The sequence below is a fragment of the Mesobacillus boroniphilus JCM 21738 genome, assembly GCF_000517385.1.
GTDB lineage: Bacteria > Bacillota > Bacilli > Bacillales > Cytobacillaceae > Mesobacillus > Mesobacillus boroniphilus.
The window spans coordinates 1-22,732 of record NZ_BAUW01000015.1 but is presented as its reverse complement, the minus strand read 5'-3'; the positions used below and the strand labels follow the sequence as shown (position 1 = coordinate 22,732).

Annotated in this window: 17 protein-coding genes and 6 pseudogenes; 15 read left to right on the top strand and 8 right to left on the bottom strand. The window is 44.9% G+C overall.

All coding sequences use genetic code 11. The features are described from left to right. Window positions 1–150 precede the first annotated feature (150 nt). Complete coding sequence (gene hemQ, locus JCM21738_RS06830; protein ID WP_023613515.1) at window positions 151–894, bottom strand: hydrogen peroxide-dependent heme synthase; 744 nt, start codon at window positions 892–894, stop codon at window positions 151–153. 254 nt (window positions 895–1,148) lie between these two features. On the opposite strand from hemQ, the gene pta reads away from it, so the two are divergent. Both pta and lipL read left to right on the top strand, forming a co-directional pair. Beyond that, window positions 1,149–2,126 (top strand): phosphate acetyltransferase, encoded by a 978-nt coding sequence (gene pta, locus JCM21738_RS06825; RefSeq protein WP_023613516.1) that lies wholly within the window; start codon window positions 1,149–1,151, stop codon window positions 2,124–2,126. Between the two features lie 111 nt (window positions 2,127–2,237). Continuing rightward, the gene (gene lipL, locus JCM21738_RS06820) at window positions 2,238–3,083 is read left to right on the top strand and encodes an octanoyl-[GcvH]:protein N-octanoyltransferase (protein ID WP_023613517.1); all 846 of its coding nucleotides are present in this window, start codon (window positions 2,238–2,240) and stop codon (window positions 3,081–3,083) included. A gap of 190 nt (window positions 3,084–3,273) precedes the next feature. Here the strand turns inward: lipL and JCM21738_RS06815 are convergent, their stop codons facing one another. Beyond that, window positions 3,274–4,140, bottom strand: coding sequence for an RsfA family transcriptional regulator (locus JCM21738_RS06815; protein ID WP_023613518.1), 867 nt, complete (start codon window positions 4,138–4,140; stop codon window positions 3,274–3,276). A 316-nt stretch (window positions 4,141–4,456) separates the two neighbouring features. Between JCM21738_RS06815 and JCM21738_RS06810 the strand changes: the two genes are divergently transcribed. The 3 genes and pseudogenes from JCM21738_RS06810 (at window position 4,457) to JCM21738_RS06800 (ending at window position 6,940) form a co-directional block, all read left to right on the top strand. After that, a complete protein-coding gene (locus JCM21738_RS06810) occupies window positions 4,457–4,678 on the top strand; it encodes a YuzB family protein (RefSeq protein ID WP_023613519.1) in 222 nt (73 codons plus the stop codon). 412 nt (window positions 4,679–5,090) lie between these two features. After that, complete coding sequence (locus JCM21738_RS06805; RefSeq protein WP_023613521.1) at window positions 5,091–6,407, top strand: HD domain-containing protein; 1,317 nt, start codon at window positions 5,091–5,093, stop codon at window positions 6,405–6,407. Between the two features lie 18 nt (window positions 6,408–6,425). Further along, window positions 6,426–6,940, top strand: a pseudogene (locus JCM21738_RS06800) (YwgA family protein). Between the two features lie 230 nt (window positions 6,941–7,170). Here JCM21738_RS06800 and thmT read toward each other — a convergent pair. Continuing rightward, complete coding sequence (gene thmT / locus JCM21738_RS06795) at window positions 7,171–7,356, bottom strand: 2-hydroxymuconate tautomerase (protein WP_023613523.1); 186 nt, start codon at window positions 7,354–7,356, stop codon at window positions 7,171–7,173. A 174-nt stretch (window positions 7,357–7,530) separates the two neighbouring features. Between thmT and JCM21738_RS24270 the strand changes: the two genes are divergently transcribed. The 3 genes and pseudogenes from JCM21738_RS24270 (at window position 7,531) to JCM21738_RS06785 (ending at window position 8,801) form a co-directional block, all read left to right on the top strand. Next, a complete protein-coding gene (locus tag JCM21738_RS24270; protein WP_156315506.1) occupies window positions 7,531–7,701 on the top strand; it encodes a hypothetical protein in 171 nt (56 codons plus the stop codon). Beyond that, window positions 7,679–8,266 carry a site-2 protease family protein gene (locus JCM21738_RS06790; RefSeq protein ID WP_051391320.1) on the top strand — a complete coding sequence of 196 codons (588 nt, stop codon included), beginning with the start codon at window positions 7,679–7,681 and terminating at the stop codon, window positions 8,264–8,266. The genes JCM21738_RS24270 and JCM21738_RS06790 overlap by 23 nt, the downstream gene beginning before the upstream one ends. Window positions 8,267–8,289: 23 nt before the next feature. Beyond that, window positions 8,290–8,801: pseudogene (locus JCM21738_RS06785) on the top strand (YwhD family protein). A 226-nt stretch (window positions 8,802–9,027) separates the two neighbouring features. On the opposite strand, the pseudogene JCM21738_RS06780 reads toward JCM21738_RS06785, so the two are convergent. Beyond that, window positions 9,028–11,090 (bottom strand): annotated as a pseudogene (locus JCM21738_RS06780) (transglycosylase domain-containing protein). A gap of 269 nt (window positions 11,091–11,359) precedes the next feature. Between JCM21738_RS06780 and speE the strand changes: the two are divergent. From speE to JCM21738_RS06765, 4 genes and pseudogenes are all read left to right on the top strand, one after another. Beyond that, complete coding sequence (gene speE / locus JCM21738_RS06775) at window positions 11,360–12,187, top strand: spermidine synthase (protein WP_031307648.1); 828 nt, start codon at window positions 11,360–11,362, stop codon at window positions 12,185–12,187. Between the two features lie 102 nt (window positions 12,188–12,289). Next, the gene (locus JCM21738_RS24265) at window positions 12,290–12,430 is read left to right on the top strand and encodes a hypothetical protein (RefSeq protein WP_023613528.1); all 141 of its coding nucleotides are present in this window, start codon (window positions 12,290–12,292) and stop codon (window positions 12,428–12,430) included. Then, window positions 12,420–13,291: pseudogene (gene speB / locus JCM21738_RS06770) on the top strand (agmatinase). The gene JCM21738_RS24265 and the pseudogene speB overlap by 11 nt, the downstream one beginning before the upstream one ends. Window positions 13,292–13,445: 154 nt before the next feature. Beyond that, window positions 13,446–14,765: a short-chain fatty acid transporter gene (locus JCM21738_RS06765; RefSeq protein WP_023613530.1), complete on the top strand. Its 1,320-nt coding sequence runs from the start codon at window positions 13,446–13,448 to the stop codon at window positions 14,763–14,765. Between the two features lie 246 nt (window positions 14,766–15,011). Here JCM21738_RS06765 and JCM21738_RS23130 read toward each other — a convergent pair whose 3' ends face one another. Beyond that, window positions 15,012–15,164, bottom strand: a complete 153-nt coding sequence (locus JCM21738_RS23130) for a DUF1540 domain-containing protein (RefSeq protein ID WP_023613532.1) — start codon at window positions 15,162–15,164, stop codon at window positions 15,012–15,014. Between the two features lie 184 nt (window positions 15,165–15,348). Between JCM21738_RS23130 and JCM21738_RS06760 the strand changes: the two genes are divergently transcribed. Both JCM21738_RS06760 and argS read left to right on the top strand, forming a co-directional pair. Then, window positions 15,349–15,813: a YwiB family protein gene (locus JCM21738_RS06760; RefSeq protein WP_243462926.1), complete on the top strand. Its 465-nt coding sequence runs from the start codon at window positions 15,349–15,351 to the stop codon at window positions 15,811–15,813. Between the two features lie 25 nt (window positions 15,814–15,838). Further along, window positions 15,839–17,508 (top strand): annotated as a pseudogene (gene argS / locus JCM21738_RS06755) (arginine--tRNA ligase). A gap of 216 nt (window positions 17,509–17,724) precedes the next feature. Here the strand turns inward: argS and uvsE are convergent. Genes uvsE through JCM21738_RS25495 form a run of 3 tightly spaced genes read right to left on the bottom strand, consistent with a single transcriptional unit; the run spans window position 17,725 to window position 19,907 of the window. Further along, on the bottom strand, window positions 17,725–18,684 hold the full coding sequence (uvsE, locus tag JCM21738_RS06750; RefSeq protein WP_023613535.1) for a UV DNA damage repair endonuclease UvsE: 960 nt from the start codon (window positions 18,682–18,684) through the stop codon (window positions 17,725–17,727). 36 nt (window positions 18,685–18,720) lie between these two features. After that, window positions 18,721–19,542: a phospholipase D-like domain-containing protein gene (locus JCM21738_RS06745; protein ID WP_243462925.1), complete on the bottom strand. Its 822-nt coding sequence runs from the start codon at window positions 19,540–19,542 to the stop codon at window positions 18,721–18,723. Window positions 19,543–19,577: 35 nt separating this feature from the next. Further along, window positions 19,578–19,907 (bottom strand): phospholipase D-like domain-containing protein, encoded by a 330-nt coding sequence (locus JCM21738_RS25495; RefSeq protein WP_243462924.1) that lies wholly within the window; start codon window positions 19,905–19,907, stop codon window positions 19,578–19,580. Between the two features lie 432 nt (window positions 19,908–20,339). Here JCM21738_RS25495 and JCM21738_RS06740 point away from each other — a divergent pair. Then, a pseudogene (locus tag JCM21738_RS06740) lies at window positions 20,340–22,450 on the top strand ((Fe-S)-binding protein). The last annotated feature ends 282 nt before the right edge of the window (window positions 22,451–22,732 follow it).

Sequence of the window (22,732 nt, the reverse complement as noted above, 5' to 3'; positions counted from 1 at the left end):
AAATGAATCCTCACTATTCAATACATATGAGGGAAGCTTGATTTTATGACTCGAACATTATGAAACAAAACTCTTTTCTGAAATTGTAAATTTCTCGGCCAGGAACACAAAAATCCCCAGGCTAATGCCTGGGGATTGAGTTTGTCTGCTTTACACTTGCAGGAATGAAGCTACACGGTCTTCTTCTAACAGGTTTCCTACGAAGAATGAACCAAATTCGCCATAGCGGGCGCTGACTTCGTCAAAACGCATTTCATATACAAGCTTCTTGAATTGAAGGACATCGTCTGCGAACAATGTTACGCCCCACTCGTAGTCGTCGAAGCCTACTGAGCCTGTGATGATTTGCTTGACCTTGCCAGCATATTGGCGGCCGATCATGCCATGGCTGCGCATCATGTTGCGGCGGTCTTCCATCGGAAGCATGTACCAGTTGTCTTCACCCTGGCGGCGCTTGTCCATTGGATAGAAGCAAACATACTTAGCCTTTGGAAGCTCAGGATAAAGGCGTGCAAGGATTTGAGGATTCTGGTATGGATCTTCGCCAGCTGGCAGGTAGTTGCTCAGCTCGACAACAGAGACATAAGAATGAGCAGGGATTGTGTATTCAGCAAGCTTTGACTTGTTAAATTCAGTTTCGATCTCATTCAGTTCTTCCATTGTTGGGCGCAGAATCATCATCATGAAATCAGCTTTTTGACCAACGATTGTATATAGTGCATGGCTTCCTTGCTTCTCAGCCTGTGTCTTGTTCCACTTTTCTACCAGCCCAAGGAATTCCTCAATAATTTCCTGGCGCTCTTCTGCAGGGAGCATCTTCCAGGTTGTCCAATCTACCGTGCGGAAATCGTGAAGGGAATACCAGCCATCTAAAGTCTGTGCTGCTTCAGTCATTTTATATCACTCCTAAAAATCATCAATATACCATTATCATATCATAGTTTCTCCATTCGTCATGTTTATAAAACCCTGATTGTTTATACTGAGCGGAAAAAGGATATTTTGTTAAAGATTGCAAATAGTAAAAGGGGCAGGAAAACATGCTTGAAAATTTACAATAAAAAGATTTCTGGATTGTAAACGGTAACACTCTTGAATTTTAAGGTTGGTAAAGTATGCTAGAGGTATAGATAAAAGGAGGAGTCAGCATGAGTGATTTATTTGAAGGCTTGAAAGTCAAATTAAGCGGACAAAATTTACGGATCGTGTTTCCGGAAGGCCTCGACGAACGGATTTTAGCAGCAGCTGGCAGGCTGGCTGCAGACGGTGTATTAACACCTATTTTAGTGGGCAATATTGAACAGATTCAGGCGAAAGCTGCCGACATGGATGTATCGCTAGAAGCGGTTGAAATTTACGACCCTGTAAATTTTGCGATGATGGATGAGCTTGTCGCTGCATTTGTTGAAAGGCGAAAAGGAAAAGCGACGGAAGAACAAGCGCGCAAAATCCTGCTTGATGAAAATTACTTCGGAACAATGCTTGTGTACTCAAATAAAGCGGACGGGCTTGTCAGCGGCGCAGCGCACTCCACTGCGGATACGGTAAGACCTGCATTGCAGATCATCAAGACGAAGGAAGGCGTGCGTAAGACGTCTGGTGTCTTCATTATGGTGCGTGAGGATGAGAAGTATGTCTTTGCTGACTGTGCGATCAACATTGCCCCGGACAGCCAGGACTTAGCAGAAATTGCGGTTGAAAGTGCGAAAACAGCAAGAATGTTCGATGTCGAGCCGCGAGTGGCAATGCTCAGCTTCTCAACAAAGGGTTCTGCCGTTTCGCCTGAAACTGAAAGAGTTTCCAAGGCAGTCGAAGAAGCAAAGCTCCGTGACCCGTTATTGATTGTTGACGGAGAGTTCCAATTCGACGCGGCATTCGTTCCATCTGTTGCTGAAAAGAAAGCTCCGGATTCAGTGATCATGGGCAATGCGAATGTATTCGTATTCCCTAGCCTTGAAGCAGGGAATATCGGCTACAAAATTGCTCAGCGCTTAGGCGGATTTGAAGCAGTTGGCCCAATATTACAAGGCTTGAACCGCCCGGTTAACGACCTGTCCCGCGGCTGCAGCGAGGAAGATGTGTACAAGCTGGCGCTGATCACAGCTGCTCAGGCTTTAACTAAATAATTTATTAACTGAGCCGGTCGGATTGTTCGATCGGCTTTTTAAATGAGGCCGATTTCCCCCTATATGCTATAATATCAACGGAAAGATACAGAAAGAAAAGAGGAAATCACGATGGATGAGGCGCTCAATTTATTGCGTCAGGATAAATGGAGATTGATCGACCAGTCGGTGCTTGGTGCACACTTTCATGCTCTTCAGTCGTTCGGGACTGATGATACCTTATGCGAATCGGTCGGTACAGGCCAGTCGCCTGCCACAGCGAGAGCGTGGGTGCACCATGACACGGTCGTCCTTGGAATCCAGGATACAAGGCTGCCCCATCTCCAGGAGGGACTGAATTATCTTCAGGAGCAGGGCTACCAATATATTGTCCGCAACTCTGGCGGGCTTGCTGTCGTGCTCGATGAAGGAGTCCTGAATCTATCACTTATTTTACCTGAGAAGGAAAAGGGGATAGACATCAACCGTGGCTATGATGCTATGTGGTTATTGATCAAGGAAATGTTTGCTGATTTTCATAAAGATATAGAGGCAAGGGAGATTTCTGCGTCATATTGTCCGGGAAGTTATGATTTAAGCATTGGCGGAAAAAAATTTGCTGGAATCTCGCAGCGTCGCCTGAAAAAAGGGGTCGCCGTGCAAATCTACCTTTGTGTGACTGGGAGCGGAAGCCAGAGAGCCGAATTAATCCGTGGGTTTTATGACACTTCTAAAAAAGGGGAACAGACAAAATTCATCTATCCGGATGTCCAGCCAGAAGTCATGGCCTCGCTTTCCGAACTATTTGGTGTTAGTATGACGATTCAGGATGTGATGCTGAGGTTTTTGAAATTCCTGAACGCCAACAGCGATGAGCTGGAATCAGGATACCTGGACGGACATGAGATTGAACTGTTTGATCATTACTACAACCGGGTCATTGAGCGGAATGAGAAATTCCTGGAGCCGCGGGATTAGCGAGCCCAATTCAGAATAATATATAGAAGCCGGAAAACAGATGTTTTCCGGCTTGTTTTAGGCTCTTTTCGGAGACCTTTCGTAATGAAATTTACAAGTTCCTAATTTAAAAGTCTTATAAGAGCTTAAGAGGGGGCTGCTGCCATAACTCCTTCTCCATCTACCATCTATCTATTTAGCAACTAGATTTCTATTCCGCTACTTTTTCGAGATTGCCGTTGCGGTCCATCTTGAACTTTGTTGCCGAACGTTCTTCTTCTTCAAACAGAGTGAGCTTTCGGGCACGGTTCATGATTTTCATCAGTGTTTCGTAATCTTCCTGCATCGTGTTCGTATTTTCTTCAAGCCTGTTTATTTTTCCTTGCAGTTCTTCGTTTTGTTTCCTTAAACTATTGATTTCGCGCTTCAATCTTTCATTCTCACTCTTATAAATATCTACCTGAAGCGATGAGCCACTTAGGCTTTGCAAGTAGGCGATCACATGTCCCATTGTCATGCCGGTTAGCGGAACAGTGTGGCGGACCTGTGGCGTATGTGTCGTCTGGGTTACAGCTGTTTTCATCTCCTGGGCAGGCATCTCAGCCATTTCGGCAGCTGCTTCAGTAGAGTAATCCTTTTGTTCCTGATTCTTATTCATTAAATCTTGCATTTCAGCCATAAATGCTGCGTCAATTTGCTTGTCGTCCTGTTCGAGCATGGACAGGTCGAAGGTTGGTTGAGCTTCTTCCTGCTCCACCGCTGGCAGCGAACCTGTCAAACTTTCATCCAGCGAAGGCACCGGAGGATTGTAAAGCAGTTTCTTCTTGCCACCTTGATCTTTTCCTAGGATTCTCTGTCTCTGTTTTCGCTGCTTTTTGGCAAGCTGCAATGCTTTTTCATAATTATGCCTGACGACTGCATTCCAGCGGAATCCACAGGCGGCTGAAGTGCGGTCGAGCTTGTCGCCCACCTCTTCAAATGCATTCAATTGTGTGCTTCCTTCTCTTACATGTCGCAGCACGGTTTCAGCTAGCAATAAATCATTTTCTTCCGTCCAGGCATCCTGGCGTGTCTTCATTTTCTTCAACTCCCTTTTACTTTGGTCAACTATTGAAACTTATATTTCAATCTTGTCCGGAAATTGGAAAGCTTATACATTGTAAAATGGAAGGATAGTAGATTTTTTGCGTAAAATACGTGTTTTTCATTTAAATAGATAAGCAAATGGACCTGTTCAACAGCTTGCATTCATCTTGAATAAGAGGTAAAATACCCTTTAGTCTAAAACGAAAAGCGGAGGCGTTCAGGCTTTCCTGATTTTTGCAGGGAGAATGCTTGTGATTTGAGAGGCTGGCGCTGGCGCTTGACAGTATTTATAGAAAGGGTTGTCCTAAATGGCAAACGAATTCCGTGTTTGCGACGATTGTCAGGCCGTAAACCTTAAAACATTGATTCCGAAGCTGAAACAGCTGGATCCTGAAGCGACTGTTGACATCGGCTGCCAGTCTTATTGCGGACCAGGCAGGAAGAAAACATTCGCGTTCGTCAATAACCGGCCAATTGCTGCACTGACAGAAGAAGAGCTTATGGAGAAAGTCCAGAAGAAACTTAAGTAAGTTTTTTATTTTTAATATAATGGCTACCGAACAAAAGCTATATAAATCACCTTTAAACAACCGTTTAGAGGTGATTTTTTTCCAGGATAAGAAAGTGTAAATTTTCACTTCGAGAATTGTCCAGCTCCACCGCCTAGCCCCTCGAGTCGCTTCGGTCCGCCCAATGAAGTCAAAGGACGACTTCAATGGTCGGCCCTCCAGCGCTTGTCGGGGCTGACCAAGCGCTTGCGCTTTTCTAATCAGGCAAACTTGCAAACTAGTTTATGACTCGAGGAATATAGGAATGGAAGGGAATAGGAAGAGTTTCTCCATTTGTATATGCAATTTTTGTAAAAATTTGCAGAAAATCGAGATGATTTGACGAAAGAAACAGGCTATAATAAAAACAAGCTAATCAGGAAGAAGGAGAACGATGGGATATTCGGAAGAAAAGCTATTTGAAGAAAAAGTTTTCAAAGATCCAGTACACCGCTATGTCCATGTCCGTGACCGGGTGATCTGGGATTTGATCGGAACGAAGGAGTTCCAGCGCCTTAGAAGGATCAAGCAGCTCGGCACGACGTATCTGACCTTCCACGGAGCTGAACACAGCCGGTTCAACCATTCTCTGGGCGTCTATGAAATCACGCGCCGGATTGTGGACAATGCCTTTGCGTCCCGTTCTGAATGGAACGAAGGGGAGCGCCTTCTATCATTATGCGCGGCCCTGCTTCATGACCTCGGCCATGGGCCGTTCTCGCATTCTTTCGAGAAGGTTTTCGACCTTGATCATGAGGATTTTACAAGGGAAATCATCCTTGGCGATACAGAAGTGAATCAGGTGCTTTCCAGAGTGGCGCCGGACTTCCCGAAAAAAGTCGCTGAGGTCATCGAGAAAACATACGAAAATAAGCTTGTCATCAGCCTGATTTCAAGCCAGATTGATGCTGACAGGATGGATTACCTGCAAAGGGATGCCTATTTTACAGGAGTCAGCTACGGACATTTTGATATGGAACGGATTTTGCGTGTGATGCGTCCGCGCGAGGATCAAGTCGTGATTAAGCAGAGCGGGATGCATGCTGTCGAGGACTACATAATGAGCCGCTATCAGATGTACTGGCAGGTTTATTTCCATCCAGTGACAAGGAGTGCCGAGGTCATCCTGACGAAAATCCTGCACCGTGCCAAACACCTTCACGAGCAAAACTACACCTTTAAACATAAACCGCATCATTTTTATTCAATTTTTGAAGAACGCATGACACTGGAAGACTATTTAAAGCTGGATGAAGCCGTGTTCCTCTACTATTTCCAGATTTGGGAGGAAGAAGAGGACGAAATCCTGAGCGATTTGTGCCGCCGCTTCAATAACCGCAATCTATTTAAATATGTCGAGTTCGACCCTGCCAAGGAATATAAGAAGCTTGCGAAGCTTTCCATGTTATTTGAGCAGGCGGGACTGGATCCAGAATATTACCTGGTTGTCGATTCATCATCAGACCTGCCTTACGATTTTTACCGTCCGGGTGAAGAGGAAGAACGGCTTCCGATCCATCTGCTGAAGAAAAACGGCGAAATCCGTGAGCTATCGAGAGAGTCTGATATTGTCGATGCCATTTCAGGTAAAAGACGGACAGACCATAAATTATATTATCCTTCCGATTTTCTGGAAAAGGAGAAAGCACGCCCAGAGATTGAACAGATTGCACAGATTCTTGAGCTGAACTTAGACAATGGGACCATTTGATACAGGAGTTGACGCGTTTTGTTAAAAGACCACGCTAAAATCATACATGCCATTTCAGTTTCCGGAGAGATTATCGGCAGGAAAAAACTGCAGAAAATGATCTATATCGCAAAAAAGATGGAATTCCCTTTCCAGGAACGCTTCCAGTTCCATTTTTACGGACCATATTCCGAAGAGCTAACATTGCGGGTGGAAGAACTTTGCAACATGGGCTTTTTGGACGAAGTGAAGGAAAAGAAAGGCGGCTACTACCAGTACCGTTACACATTGACCGAAGCAGGCCAGGAATTCCTCGGTGAAAACACAGTCGAGATGCCATGCCTCGCGATTGCCTGACCGACATTAACGACCAGAATGCAAGATTCCTTGAACTTGTTTCAACTGTTTTGTATTTTGATAACTTGCCAGAAGCTGAGGTTCGGGAAAAAATCCAGATTGTAAAAAAGAGCCAGAAATACACCGATGAAGAAATTGATGGAGCTTATGCGTATATCGAGGGCTTGAAAAATAAATCAAAGCAATTGTTGGCATAAGAAGATTTTTATTATGAATCGAGTATGGAACCTACTTTGGGTTTTGTGCTCGTTTTTTTGTTATGGGGAAGAAGGGTTAGTTAGGCAGTATATAGTATGTACCCGTGAAAAGAGGAAACCGCGGTTCACGGGCACAAGAAAGGAAAACATGTGCCCGTGAAAAAGAAGAAACTGCGGTTCACGGTCACATAAAAGGAAAAAGCCCAGAATTCTCTGAGCTTTTATTGACTCTATTCGTCACTCAACCTCTTGCCTGCAACACCATAGTGGTTCTTCGTCATTTCCTCGATGAACACGACAACTTTCTCCTTAGGCGCCCCTGTTGTTTCGCTGACAGCGTCTGTTACTTTTTCAACTAGTGCTTTCTTTTGGTGCTCTGTGCGTCCTTCAAGCATTTTTACTGTTACGTATGGCATTTGCTTTGCCTCCTTGAAATGGTTGATTTAATCTAAATTGAGTTTTTCATAATTCGCTAAAATTCGCAAGTTCGGTGGCAGATTGTCTTTTTCACTTTCGCATAAATATGAGTTATACTTTAAGAAAAGCGCAAGCGCCTTGTTCAGCCCCGACAAGCGCTGGAGGGCTGACCGGTGAAGTCGTTCTTTGACTTCATTGGGCAGATCGAAGCGACTCGAGGGGCTAGGCGCTGGAGCTGGACAAAGAAAAGTCAAAAAAGGGGAATGGAATGTGAGCTTACCCTATTCGTTAGAGGAAATTCCGTATGTGGCAGCTGCGTTAATGATTGCCTTCGCGGTCCATGAATTCGCGCACGCCTGGGTTGCGTATAAATTTGGCGACCCGACTGCACAGAGACAGGGACGATTGACACTGAATCCGATCAAGCATTTGGACCCGCTGGGAACCATCTTGATTTTCATCGCAGGATTCGGGTGGGCGAGACCGGTTCCGGTCAATCGCTTCATGTTTAAAAATCCAAAGCTTGCCGGAGTGCTTGTATCGGTTGCCGGGCCCGTAAGCAATCTTATTCTAGTCTTCCTGGCATTCGCCATCTGGTACATATTTGTGATGCTTGGATTGGCGCCTGGGGTTCCAGAGTTTTTCCTGGACTTCCTGAATATCTTTATCGGACTGAATGCAATGCTGTTTGTATTCAACCTGTTGCCGTTCCCGCCGCTTGATGGTTACCGGATAATCGAGGACCTGGCACCAGCGGACATCAGGGCAAAAATGACCAAGTATGAAGCGTATGGATCGATCATTTTCTTGATCCTTGTGATCACGCCCCTAGACCAATATACAATCCAGCCGGTTTTCTATTATTTGATCCCGGCTGTGACCGATGGAATATACAATCTGTTTTTCTGATTCATTTTAAGGAGGTTTCCAACATGGAAGAAAAAAAGGGCAAGAATATTGGCTTCAATATTATCAAAAATGACCCGATGGACGGCCATAAGGTTTTGGAAAAGGTGTTCTCACACTTGATAATGTCTCACCGGTCATCATTGACGTGGATGCGGGCGAGGCAGCTGTAGAAGTTGGTGCGATGCACGCACGCAGTGCTGTAGAAAAAGGGATCAAGTTTCTCCCTGACCGAAATGAAGTGCCTGATGCAAAGCCATATTGGGTAGTCTGGGTGACGATTGACAGGAAGGAAGAAGGTCCTTATTATGCAGGTGTCACAGCTTGTGCAATGACCGTTAACCGCGAAATCCGCCGCGGCTACAAATCGCTGCCTGAGCATGTGAACCGTCTTGATAAGTCGATCAAGCGCCATATCATTGTGGCCCATATGGATGAAAAATCAAAACGAATTCTAGCTGATTTCTTGAAGAATCATGATTCGGGAATGTGGGTACGTTCTGAAGAAAAGCTGAAGAGCGATTTATTAGCCAATTAATATATTTGGATAATTCTCCTAATAATTTGTCTAAATTGTGACATTTAACAGCAAGTTACAATATCTGGCTTGCTCAAATGCAATAAAAAAAGTAAACTGATAACAGCGTAAAACACATTTTATGCTAGGACGAGAAAAACCCCGGAGACTTGCTTCCGGGGTTTTCTTTTGACTTCTTATTATAGTGAGATAATTGTTGTTGACGCTGTATGGTATAGAGGATCCTTTATAACCCGAAAATCCGCTTGTACAAAGGCTTCTTTTCCTTTTCCTTCTTAGGCTGTTCTTCCTTATGGTTTTCATGATCCAAATGATCTGTGCAGTATTCAGCAGGCTCTGTACCTGCCGCGAATAATGTCAGCCTTTTTACCGGACATCCGTCAGCAGCGAGCTTGCCGCTGGCAGGGTCAACGTAGACGGCAACAGTCCCTTTTGCTGCCTTGAATTTTTTCGCAGGCTCATCATCAAGCGCTTTTTCCATGAAATCCAGCCAGATGTTCTTCGCATAGGATTTTTCTACTGTCAGTTCAATTGGCTTGCCTTTATCGTAACCTGTCCATACGGCGGAAACGAGCTGGGGGGTATAGCCGATCATCCAGCTGTCCGTTTCGGTCGTCCCAGACTTTGCCGCATACGGACGTGTCATTTTTTTAATCAGCGTACTGCCTGTCACAGAAGAATAGCCATTGAGCTTTTTATCAAAAATGCCTGTCATCATATGGGTCATCACCGAGGCAAGTTCGGGCTTTAGAACTTCTTCTTTTTTAGCATTATACTCGTATATTACTTCACCTTTATGGTTTTCGACTCTCTTAATCAGCACAGGATCTACTTTTTTGCCGCCATTCGCTAAAATACTGTAGGCATTGGCCATATCAATCACCCTGACGCCAGATGTGCCAAGGGCAAGCGATGGAACCTCGTCCATATCCGTCTTAATCCCAAAACGCTTCGCTGTTTCAACAAGAGTTCCCTCTCCCAGGAAAAGATGGGTTTTAACAGCGTACACATTATCAGACAACGCCAAAGCCTGTGCCATCGTAATATCATCTTCCGCATATTTATTGTTGAAATTATGTGGCGTATATTCTGAACGTCCATCATCGAACATGAACGTCGTCAGCTGGCTTTTCATTGTCGATGATGGAGTAAAGCCGTTCTCGAGTGCCGCGTAATACAGGATCGGTTTCATGGTCGACCCTGGCTGCCTGACAGCCTGAACAGCACGATTGAACGGGCTTTCCACATAATTTCTGCCTCCTACGAGCGCCACTACATGTCCATTCTTCGGATCCATCGCCACAATGCCTGCCTGGATTTCTGAATCGGATGCAATCATTTTATCAATCGACTTTTCAGCGATTTCCTGCTGATCAAGATTAAGCGTCGTATAAACCTCAATCCGCCGAGCGAAATGGTCCGGTCATCAAAATTCAATGAATTCTTGAGCGCATTCTGGACAGCGTCCTGGAAGTATGGTGCCGCTCCAATCCGGGAATGCTGATGTTCTCCTACAAGCTCCAGCTTTTCAATGCTCGCTTTCTGCGCGTAAAGTTCAGTGATATAACCGTTTGCCTTCATCGTACTTAAAATGGTCTGCTGACGCTGCTTTGCTTTTTCCATTGAGGCGAAAGGAGAGTAAATGCTGGGGCCTTTCGGGATTCCCGCCAGCATGGAAGCTTCAGCCAGGGATAAATCCTTCGCGTCCTTGCCAAAATAATAAGTGCTTGCTGCCTGGACACCGTACGCACCATTGCCATAATAAATCGTATTCAAATAGCCTTCTAGGATCTCGTCCTTGGAATAATTCATCTCCAGTCGAAAAGTGTACAGCGCTTCTGTTGCTTTACGCTTCCACGTCTTGTCATGTTCGAGATAAAGGTTCCTTGCATACTGCTGGGTAATCGTGCTCGCCCCCTGGACCTTGGCCATTGCCTTTATGTCAGCAAGCGCAGCCCCGGCAATCCGCTTATAATCAAAACCATTATGGGTAAAAAAGGTCTTATCCTCTATAGAAATTGTCGCATTAATCAAATGAGGCGAAATATCCTTGAGCGCAACCCAATATCGCTTTTGGCCGGAATGGCTTTCGCCGATTACCGTTCCATCATCCGAGAAAAACAAAGTCGATTGCGGTACGGCCAGCGGAGGCGGACCCTGGAGCTTCGCATAACCGATCAGGGAAAAGTAGAGTACAGTCGCCAAAGCAAGTCCTGCAAGCCCGAAAAAAATCAAAGCACGCAAATATTTAATCGTCTTGCGAAACCGCTGGTCTGTCATCAGCTCCATACTGCTTCCTCCTAAAAAAAGTAGATATTAACAGTATGAAAAAAACAGCAGGTTTTAAACATAGAATCAAAGATAATTAAATTTTGCTTGCATTTTTGCTAGATTCAACTATACTTTTTCTGATGTTTGTATTTGTGATGTTGGGGAAACATAAAAAATAATATGAAAGCGTCATGCTTGCACAAAAGAAATTTGGACAGTTCAGCAGTCCATCACATGATATTCGCCGCATCATAACGGAAATTTTTTGCCGAAAGGAAGGAAGAAAAATGGGTCTTTGGTTTACAGAAAAACAGACAGAGAACTTTGGTATCACAATGAAAGTGAATAAGACGTTACATACAGAACAGACAGAATTCCAGAAGCTTGATATGGTTGAGACGGAAGAGTGGGGCAATATGCTTCTTCTTGACGACATGGTCATGACTTCTGTTAAAGATGAGTTCGTTTACCACGAGATGGTTGCGCACATTCCGTTGTTCACTCACCCGAATCCTGAGCATGTATTAGTTGTAGGAGGCGGTGACGGAGGCGTTATCCGTGAAGTGCTTAAGCACCCAAGCGTGAAGAAAGCTACTCTTGTTGATATTGATGGAAAGGTAATCGAATACTCTAAGAAATACCTGCCTGAAATCGCAGGCAAGCTTGATGACCCGCGTGTTGATGTCCAGGTTGGCGACGGCTTCTTGCATATCGCGGAAAGCGACAACCAGTATGATGTCATCATGGTTGACTCTACTGAACCAGTTGGACCGGCAGTAAACCTGTTCACAAAAGGCTTTTACGCTGGAATTTTTAAAGCATTGAAGGAAGACGGGATTTTTGTTGCACAGTCTGACAACCCATGGTTCAAGGCTGACCTTATCCGCAATGTACAGAAGGATGTTAAGGAAATCTTCCCAATCACACGCCTTTACATTGCGAACATCCCGACATACCCAAGCGGAATGTGGGCTTTCACACTTGGATCAAGGAAGCATGATCCGCTTGAAGTGAGCGAGGATCGCTTCCACGACATCGAAACGAAGTACTATACGAAAGAGCTTCACAAAGCAGCTTTCGTATTGCCTAAATTCGTAGGCGATCTTGTAAAATAATGAGGATATTAAATATAGCTTCCCGTCAAATACGGGGGCCGTTTTAATGCAGAAAAGCGGAAGTGCCTTGGTCAGCCCCGACAAGCACTGGAGGGCCGACCGGTGAAGTCGTTCTTTGACTTCATTGAGCGGATCGAAGTGACTCGAGGGGCTAGGCGCTGGAGCTGGACATTTCTCGAAGTGAAAAATGTAATTTTAGAATTTGTAAAAACAATTGAAAGAGGTGTTTGGAATGCGTTTTGATGAAGCCTATTCTGGCAATGTGTTTATCGGCAGCCATTCTAATTTTGAAGAAAGTAAGGCAGTCCTGTACGGTATGCCTATGGACTGGACAGTCAGCTACCGTCCGGGTTCACGATTTGGCCCGACCCGTATCCGCGAGGTATCAATTGGACTTGAAGAGTACAGCCCTTATCTTGATCGCGAGATGACTGACCTTATCTATTTCGATGCAGGAGATATCCCGCTTCCATTCGGCAATGCCCAGAAAAGCCTGGATTTAATCGAAGAATACGTGGACAAGCTTCTGGCTGAGGAAAAATTCCCGCTTGGAATGGGCGGCGAGCACCTGGTATCATGGCCAGTGATGAAGGCAGTGTCAAAAAAATACGAAGACCTGGCGATCATCCATATTGACGCACACGCTGACCTGCGTGAACACTATGAAGCGAGCCGCTGTCCCATTCAACGCCAATCCGCAAGATTGCTGAGAAAATTGGACCGAAAAATGTTTACTCATTCGGAATCCGTTCCGGAATGAAGGAAGAATTCGATTGGGCGAAGGAAGTGGGCCTGCACATTTCCAAGTTTGAGGTTCTTGAGCCTCTGAAGGAAGTATTGCCTAAGCTTGCTGGCCGCCCAGTATATATCACAATCGACATTGACGTTCTTGATCCTGCACATGCACCTGGAACAGGAACAGTTGACGCCGGCGGTATCACTTCCAAGGAGCTGCTTGCATCAATCCATGCAATTGCTAACTCTGGTGTGAACGTAGTTGGAGCAGACCTTGTAGAAATCGCGCCAATCTATGATACATCCGAAATGACAGCCAACACAGCAAGCAAAATCATCCGTGAAATGCTGCTTGGTTTTGTAAAATAAATTTAGTTGCCGCTCCCTTCGTGAAAAGGGAGCGTTTTTTTTGCGTAAAAATAATGACCTGTTACTAATAGTTACTTTCATAGGAAGGAATATTCTGAATAATATAGAAAGTATAATGATAATGTAAGTAACTAATAAAATGGGGGTAAAAAGGATGAAAATGTTGGTTTCTTTTTTCAACCGCATCATGCAGCGGTATTTGCCTGATCCGTTTCTTTTTGTCATCATCTTAACTTTTGTTGTATTTGGATTAGGCCTTATTTTTACAGACAGCGGTCCGTACCAGATGGTCCAGCATTGGGGCGGAGGATTCTGGGGATTGCTGACGTTCTCGATGCAGATGGTGCTTGTCCTTGTCACAGGTCATGTGCTCGCGAGCAGCAATGTATTTAAAAAGGGTTTGGGAGCACTTGCTTCGCTTGCAAAATCTCCAGGTCAGGCTATTATCATTGTCACAGTAGTATCCATGATTGCCAGCTTGATTAACTGGGGATTTGGGTTGGTCATTGGAGCGTTGTTTGCGAAGGAGCTGGCTAAGAAGGTTAAAAACGTGGATTACAGGCTGTTAATTGCAAGCGCTTACTCTGGATTCATTGTATGGCATGGCGGTATTTCCGGTTCTATTCCACTGACAATCGCGACAGAAGGCCACTTCTCGCAGGATTTGATTGGTATCATCTCGACAGATCAGACGATTTTTGCCGGCTTCAACCTTTTCATTATCTTAATCTTATTTCTCGTATTGCCGGTCGTTAACCGCTTGATGATGCCGTCTAAGGACCAAACAGTTACGGTCGACCCTGTATTGCTGGAAAATGACGCACAGGCTGCCGCCCTCGAGCAGGGAGCATTGACACCTGCGGAAAAGCTTGAGAACAGCCGGATCGTTTCATTGCTGACCGGTATTTTTGGACTTGTGTTCTTATTTTACTATTTTGCTACAAATGGATTTAAGTTGAATCTTGATATCGTCAACTTCATTTTCTTGTTCCTTGGCATCCTGTTCCATGGTACGCCAAAGCGTTTCCTTGATGCAGCCGTGAACGCGGTAAAAGGAGCAAGCGGAATCATCATCCAATTCCCTTTTTACGCAGGAATCATGGGGATGATGACGGCGTCTGGCCTGGCTGCTGTCATGTCAGAAGGATTCGTATCGATCTCGAATGAATTCACATTCCCATTCTTCGCCTTCCTGAGTGCGGGTTTGGTTAACATCTTCGTCCCATCGGGCGGAGGGCAGTGGGCGGTCCAGGCACCAGTCATGCTTGAAGCAGCCCAGACCCTTGGAGTATCCATCCCGAAAACAGCGATGGCCGTTGCCTGGGGCGACGCGTGGACCAACCTGATCCAGCCATTCTGGGCATTGCCAGCACTGGCGATTGCCGGGCTCAAGGCAAAAGACATCATGGGGTATTGTGTGTTGATATTGATCGTTTCAGGTATCGTTATTTCAGTTGGGATGCTGTTTTTCTAATTAGGGGAATTTAAGGAGGAGGGGCAGATTGCTTCTCCTTTTAAAATTGGAAAAAACCAGTGGTAATTTCCAGTTTGCGAATAAATGCTTTTTTTTGCGAAAAAACACGGATATTTGCGAATAAAACAAGGTAATTTACGAATAAATCATGAGTTGTGCGAATAAAGCAAGTTATCATACAAAAATTAGAGAATTTTAGTCAAAAAATAAAAACTGGATAGCAAATCGCCATCCAGCTTCCTTCACTTACATCTTTTCGAATGTATCACAAATGGTTTCACGTTCATTTAGTGCTTGTTTTCCGGTATCTGCTACTACAAGGATTGAATCGGCAACACATTGATCGCCTTCAGCCCAATATTTGCAGTTTTCTACTTCGCATTTAACTTCGATTTTCATGTATGCCACCTCCTTAAAAGGTTTTGATAATCAATACCCGATTTGGAGGGGGACTAACCCAATACGTGTATACCTAAATTTCCCTACTGATTCAAAACCCAATTCCCTCTGCGCTCCTTGCACTTTCAAAGGAGAATATTTATACTTATAAAGTTATAATGAAGATAGAAAAGCATAAGCGACTTTGTCAAAACCGGCAAGCGCTGAAGCTGGACAAGAAAAGGGCGTGTTAACGGTGTCTAGTAAACCCGCTGAACAGATTCCTGTCAAGGTGACGGTAAAAACGGTGATTTATAGTGGCAAAGAGAAGGAAACTTTTGAATTGACCACTTTTGGCCGATACTATAAAAAGGCAAACAGCTCGTACCTCCAATATGATGAAGTAATGGAGGAAGGGGATGTCCATACGACGGTTAAAATATCAGGGGACGAAGTGCTGATTTTGCGCAGCGGTGCGATCAAGATGAGGCTTCTTTTTCTGCTGAATAAAAAAAATCCGGGAAATTACCAAACCCAATATGGGCTGCTGCAGACTTCTGCGCTCACGAAGCGGCTTGATACTGATTTTAACGAGATGAAGCAGGAGGGCCATGTGGACTTGCTGTATGACATGGCAATACAGGCGCGACTGCGGGTACATACCATTTGACGATCAATTATAAGGAGGAAGGCAAATGAATATAGTTGAACAGGTTCAATTGAAGCTGAAGGAAGAAATCAAGCAGGCAATCATCAAAGCTGGTCTAGCTGAGGAAGCGCAAATTCCGGCCGTTATTTTAGAGACGCCCAAGGAAAAAGCGCATGGGGATTACTCCACGAATATGGCGATGCAGCTTGCACGCGTAGCGAAGAAAGCACCTCGCCAAATTGCGGAGCAGCTGATCGAGAACTTCGATAAAAGCAAGGCATCCATCGAGAAAATTGAAATCGCAGGACCGGGTTTCATCAACTTTTACATGGATAACAGCTATTTGACGGATTTGATTCCGGCAATCCTTGAAGCTGGAGACAATTATGGGGAATCGAATATAGGAAATGGGGAGAAAATCCAGGTCGAGTTCGTCTCTGCCAACCCGACCGGCGACCTTCACCTTGGCCATGCGCGCGGTGCGGCCGTCGGCGATTCACTGTGCAATGTGCTTGCTAAGGCAGGATACGATGTATCTCGTGAATATTACATCAACGACGCGGGCAATCAGATCAATAATCTGGCGCTGTCTGTTGAGGCACGTTATTTCCAGGCGCTTGGCATGGACAAGCCTGTGCCTGAGGACGGCTACCATGGTGCTGATATCATCGGGATAGGGAAAACCCTTGCTGAAGAGTTCGGCGATAAGTATGTGAATGTTTCTGATCAGGAACGTTTCGACGCTTTCCGTGAGTACGGCTTGAAATATGAAATGGAAAAGCTGAAGCAGGACCTCGAGAACTTCCGTGTTAAGTTTGATGTTTGGTACTCTGAAACTTCTCTATACCAAAATGGAAAAATCGATGTGGCACTTGAAGTGTTGCGTGCGAATGGCCATATCTATGAAGAGGATGGCGCGACTTGGTTCCGTTCGTCTGAGCTTGGCGATGATAAGGACCGCGTGCTGATTAAGCAGGATGCTCTTATACGTATTTATTGCCGGATATTGCTTACCATAAGGATAAGCTTGAGCGCGGCTTTGAAAAGTTGATCAACATCTGGGGAGCGGACCACCACGGTTATATCCCACGTATGAAAGCAGCAATCGAGGCTCTTGGCTATGACCGTGAAGCGCTTGAAGTTGAAATCATCCAGCTCGTCCACCTGTACAAGAACGGCGAGAAGATGAAAATGAGCAAGCGTACAGGAAAGGCTGTCACGATGCGTGACTTGATCGATGAAGTTGGCCTGGATGCAGTTCGTTACTTCTTCGCGATGAGAAGCGCGGACACTCACATGGACTTTGACCTTGACCTTGCCGTCTCCCAGTCAAATGAAAACCCAGTCTTCTATGCACAGTATGCGCACGCTCGTATTAACAGCATCCTGCGTTCTGCTGCAGAGCAAGGTTTGATTTTCGATATAGAGGCAGATTTCAAGCATATCCAGTCCGAGAAGGAAATCGACCTGCTGAAAAAGCTTGGCGAATTCCCGCTGGCCGTTGCCGAAGCAGCACAGAAGCGCATGCCGCACCGAATCTCGAACTACATTTTCGAATTGGCATCCGTATTCCACAGCTTCTACAATGCTGAGAAAGTATTGGATCTGGACAATAAACAAAGAACAGTGGCCCGCCTGTCGCTGATCAAGACAGCGCAGATCACATTGAAGAATGCTCTTGAAATAATTGGAGTATCTGCTCCGGAGAAGATGTAGTTTGGAAATAGTAAGACCCAGCCGAAGATGGCTGGGTCTTTTAAATTTGGAAAAAAAACAAGTCAAATTTCCAATTCGCTATAAAAATTAGAATGTCGCTATAAAAAGTTTATTTTCCCTATAATAGATATTTTTTCGCTATAAAATCAAGATTTCCGCTATAAAAATGAATTCCCCGCTATAAAGTCAATTTTTTTTCATAAGTAAGCATGCTAATCATGTCTTCCACTCCAAAATAGCTCCGCCAATCCGTTTCACACCGCGAATTTTAGCCAAATCCTCGACCAGCTTGAGTGCTGCTTTGTCTTTCTCCTTCGCTTCAATCATGAAATCAACATCCTGGCCGATGCCACGCAGGATATCAATCAATGGCAGGATGAATTCTGAGTCAACATAGTCCGCGTGTGATCGATATGCTTTTTTTGATTTTGGGGAGGAGATATGGATCTTAGGTTTCAAGCCAGTTCGTTCCCATGTTGCGAAGCCGGCCGGGAGCAAGTTTTCTAAAGACTGCTCACATAGATTCGCCATGTGGTGATGATAATCAAACATATATGGCACGTCTTCTTTCAGGCAAGCTGCCAGTGTTTCTTCTGCATTATACGTTTTATCATCATTTTCAAGCGTAGTGATTTTTTTGATATGCTCTGGCAGTTTGGCAAGGTTTTCATGGAAGCGCAAAATCGTTTCTTCTTTGTTTCCGTATGCCCCGCCAATATGGATATTGATGATCGCTTCGTTTTCGAGTCCCATTGCTTTCAGCATGCCATAATGGTATTCCATATCGATGATTGCATTAGCCGTCACTTCATCTCTCGGGGAAGTGAACAGCGTGAATTGGTTCGGATGAAAACTTGTACGAATCCCATGCCTTTTCACCAAAGCGCCAATCTCCAGCCACTTGTCGCGGAACGGCGTGACATAATCCCATTTAACCTCCGGATGGGTAGCCAGAGGCGCAATCGAACTGGAAAAGCGATACAAAGGGATATCATGAGCGATATTGTAGTGTATCATTCTTTCTGTGTTCACAAGGTTCTGATAGGTCACGGAAAGCAGCTTTTCATGACGTTCTTCCTTTGGCAGCTGACCGTAACGAGCAAATGTAAGTGCCTTGGAGGGAGATGCATCCCACAGGCTGATGGCGGTGGATACATAGCCCACCCGAATAATCATAGCGACACTCCTTCATTGCCCAGATGGCCGGTTCTTTTACAAAAAATAGGATATTGTACGCGCAGCTTTTTCCTTTAGAGGCGCATGGGTGAAGTCAACCAAAGCAGCCTTCCTTGAGTTCAGGATGTCTTCTGTCAGGATCCGCTTAATTTTTTTAATAAAATCACCATCATATATCAGGCAGTTCAATTCATAATTCAAGAACATGCTTCTTTTATCAAAATTGGCGGTACCAACGTCACAAACCTCATCATCCACGAGCAGGACCTTTGCATGGTAAAATCCATTTAAAAACTGGTAGACTTGGGATCCATCCTTAATCAGAGTTCTCAAATAAGGAAAGGATGCTTCCTTGACAAGGACATGGTCAGAAACGAGCGGGACAAGGACCGTAACTGACACACCTCTTGTGATCGATTCCCTTAATAAATTGAATACCCTTTTACTTGGGATGAAGTACGGCGTCCCAATAAAAATCGAGGTCTTTGCATTGCTGATCAGGTCTGACATCATTTCCTCCAGCAGGATGCCTTCTGTAGGAACAAGCTGCTGACGGATCGTGCCTTTTTCGAGAGCAGGGAAATAGGCTTTGTTTTGCAGCAAATTGACTTTTGCAGCAGCATGCCAATCCTCAAGAAACTCGGATTGCAGATCGGTCACGCCTTCACCCGTCATTTTTAGATGGTAATCGCGCCATGGCGATAGCGTTGGATCCTGATCATTATACTCTTTACCAATATTGAAGCCGCCGAGATAGGCGATTTTTCCGTCAATGACGGTGATCTTCCGGTGATTCCGTACCTGCGAGGAATAAAACAGGAAAGGAAATTTGGGCATTTGGGAATAGGCGAATTCCACTCCGGCAGCCTTCAGCGATTGAATTGTTTTGCGTTTCAGCCGCTGCCCACCCAGTCGACCATAAGGCGAACCTCGACTCCGGCTTTAACCTTTTCTTTTAAAATAGTGAGGAATTCCTGGCTGATTTTATCATCCTGAACGATGTAAAACAAAATATGAATGTGCTGCCTTGCATTTTTTAATTCGGAAAAAAGGTCGTCGAACAATTCAGGCCCTTCGGCAAAAATGGCAAGGTTGCTTTCCCGGACAGGCAGCGTATTTGTTTTGGCATTTGCCAGGTGATTTTTCCTGCCAAGCGTGAAGTCTGCATAGAGCCATAGGACAAGCCCTGCTATTATTGCAATCAAAATCAATCCGAAATTCATAGCAATTCGGCTCCCTTGAAAGTAAATTAAAGCATCGCCAGGTTCACCTCGATCAGTGTCCAGCTCCAGCGCCTAGCCAGTTTTCATCCCTGGTTATACTTCTCGAGTATCTTGCGAGAAGCGTTAGCTTTGAGCAGCTCGAGTCGCTTCGGTCCTGCCAATGAAGTCAAAGAACGACTTCACTGTCAGGCCCTCCAGCGCTTGTCGGGGCTGACCGAGGCGCTTCCGCTTTTCATATTATTTTTGCCGAAATTGCTTCATATATGTTAAGTTCCTGTAAAAGAGGAAGTATAAACAATTTTCAGAAATGAAAGGAAATGAGTTGACTGAATGCTCATTCATTATATAATGTAGTTAAAGGTATATTCAGAAAATTTGTTTGGTTAAAAATTTACGTCCAAAAACCAGCATCGAAAGGGGTAAATGATTTTTATGAACGGTCTGCTATGGATTAATCTAATCGCATTCTTGCTTGTAACCGCTTACGCTGTCAGCTTGTTTGTATACGTGGTGAAGACGAGAATCGAGTACATCAAGCTCGGCAAGAAATCAGAGTTTGATAATGATATCAAGGATCGCTGGAGAAGAATCCTTGTCCATGTATTTGGCCAGAAAAGGCTTTTAAAGGACAAGAAAAGCGGTGCGATCCACGTTATGTTTTTCTATGGATTTCTTCTTGTGCAGTTTGGGGCAATTGATTTTATCTGGAAAGGAATCAAGCCTGGCTCGCATTTGCCATTAGGCCCTTTATATCCAGGTTTCACGTTTTTTCAGGAGCTCGTTACGCTTACGATTCTTGTAGCGGTAGTATGGGCTTTTTACCGCCGTTATGTTGAAAAGCTTGTCCGCCTGAAGCGCGGATTCAAGAACGGGCTGGTATTGCTGTTCATCGGCGGACTGATGCTATCTGTATTGCTCGGAAACGCAATGAGCATGATCTGGCACGGCCATGAAGGAACATGGACTGAACCGGTCGCATCGCTTATTGCAGCGGTTTTCAGCGGAATTCCTGAGGCAGCTGCCATCACGATTTTCTATATCGCATGGTGGGTTCACCTCTTGTTCTTGCTTGCATTCCTGGTATATGTACCGCAATCCAAGCATGCTCACTTGATTGCCGGTCCAGCCAATGTTTATTTAACGAGGGTTGATTCACCAGGAAAGATTACAAAAATCGATTTTGAAGATGAAACACAGGAAACATTCGGTGCCGGTAAAATCACTGATTTCAATTATGAACAAATGATAGACTTTTATGCTTGTGTAGAATGCGGGCGCTGTACGAATATGTGTCCGGCAACAGGCACTGGAAAAATGCTGTCGCCAATGGACTTGATTGTAAAATTGCGTGACCATCTGACGCTACACGGTGCCGCTGTCACTTCAAAGCAGCCTTGGGTTCCGACATTTGCTTTTTCCAATACAAAGGGCAACCAGATTGCTTTGGCTGCAGCAGGCCAGGGTGCGAATGAAGCAGCAGCAGGCCTTGCCTACAATCCAAGCATGATCGGCGATGTCATCACAGAAGAAGAAATCTGGGCATGTACAACTTGCCGTAACTGTGAAGACCAATGTCCGGTTATGAACGAACACGTTGACAAAATCATCGACCTCCGTCGTTACCTTGTTTTGACTGAAGGTAAGATGGATGCTGACGCACAGCGCGCGATGACGAATATCGAGCGCCAGGGCAACCCTTGGGGCTTGAACCGTAAGGAAAAGGAAAACTGGCGCGAGCTTCGCGACGATGTTGTCATTCCTACGGTAAAAGAAATGAAAAAGGCAGATGAAGAATTCGAATACTTATTCTGGGTTGCGCGATGGGTTCATTTGACAACCGCAGCCAGAAGATTGCCCTTTCGTTCGCTAAGCTATTGAACGAAGCAGGCGTCAAGTTCGCAATCCTTGGAAACAAGGAAAAGAACTCCGGCGATACACCACGCCGCCTTGGTAACGAGTTCCTGTTCCAGGAACTTGCGACAAAGAATATTGAAGAATTCGAGAAAAATGAAGTGAAGAAAATCGTGACGATCGACCCTCACGCATACAATATCTTTAAGAACGAGTATCCTGATTTCGGCTTTGAAGGTGAGGTATACCACCACACCGAGCTTCTTGCGCAATTAGTTAAAGAAGGAAAGCTGGTTCCGAAACATGCAGTGAACGAAACGATCACTTTCCACGACTCCTGCTACCTTGGACGCTATAACGAAGTATATGACGCACCGCGTGATATCCTCAAGGCGATTCCTGGTGTGGATCTGAAGGAAATGGAACGTAGCCGTGAAACAGCAATGTGCTGTGGCGCTGGAGGCGGCTTGATGTGGATGGAAGAAGAAACAGGACACAGGATCAATGTATCCCGTACAGAGCAGGCACTTGCTGTGAATCCATCCGTCATCAGCTCAGGATGCCCATACTGCCTGACAATGCTATCTGATGGAACGAAAGCGAAGGAAGTAGAAGAAAACGTTGATACACTAGACGTAGCCGAACTTCTTGAAAAATCCGTTTTCGGAGAAATCAAACCGCTTGTTTCTTAATACAAATTAATACTTAAAACTTGAATAGTAGAAGTTGACTCACAGTGAAAATTCGACATATGGCAGAATTTTTAGCAAAGTGTTTCAATTTCTACTATTTTTACAGTAAAATGAATATTATGATAAAGCGCTTACATTACCCTTTAGCAAGAAATCACCTTAGAACCTCATAACATCAAGAGCTTGCTTATTTAGAGATAAGAAAGTGAAGGATTATCTTTGAGAAAATTGTCCAGCTCCAGCGCTTGTCGGGGCTGAGCGAGGCGCTTGCGCTTTTTGTTC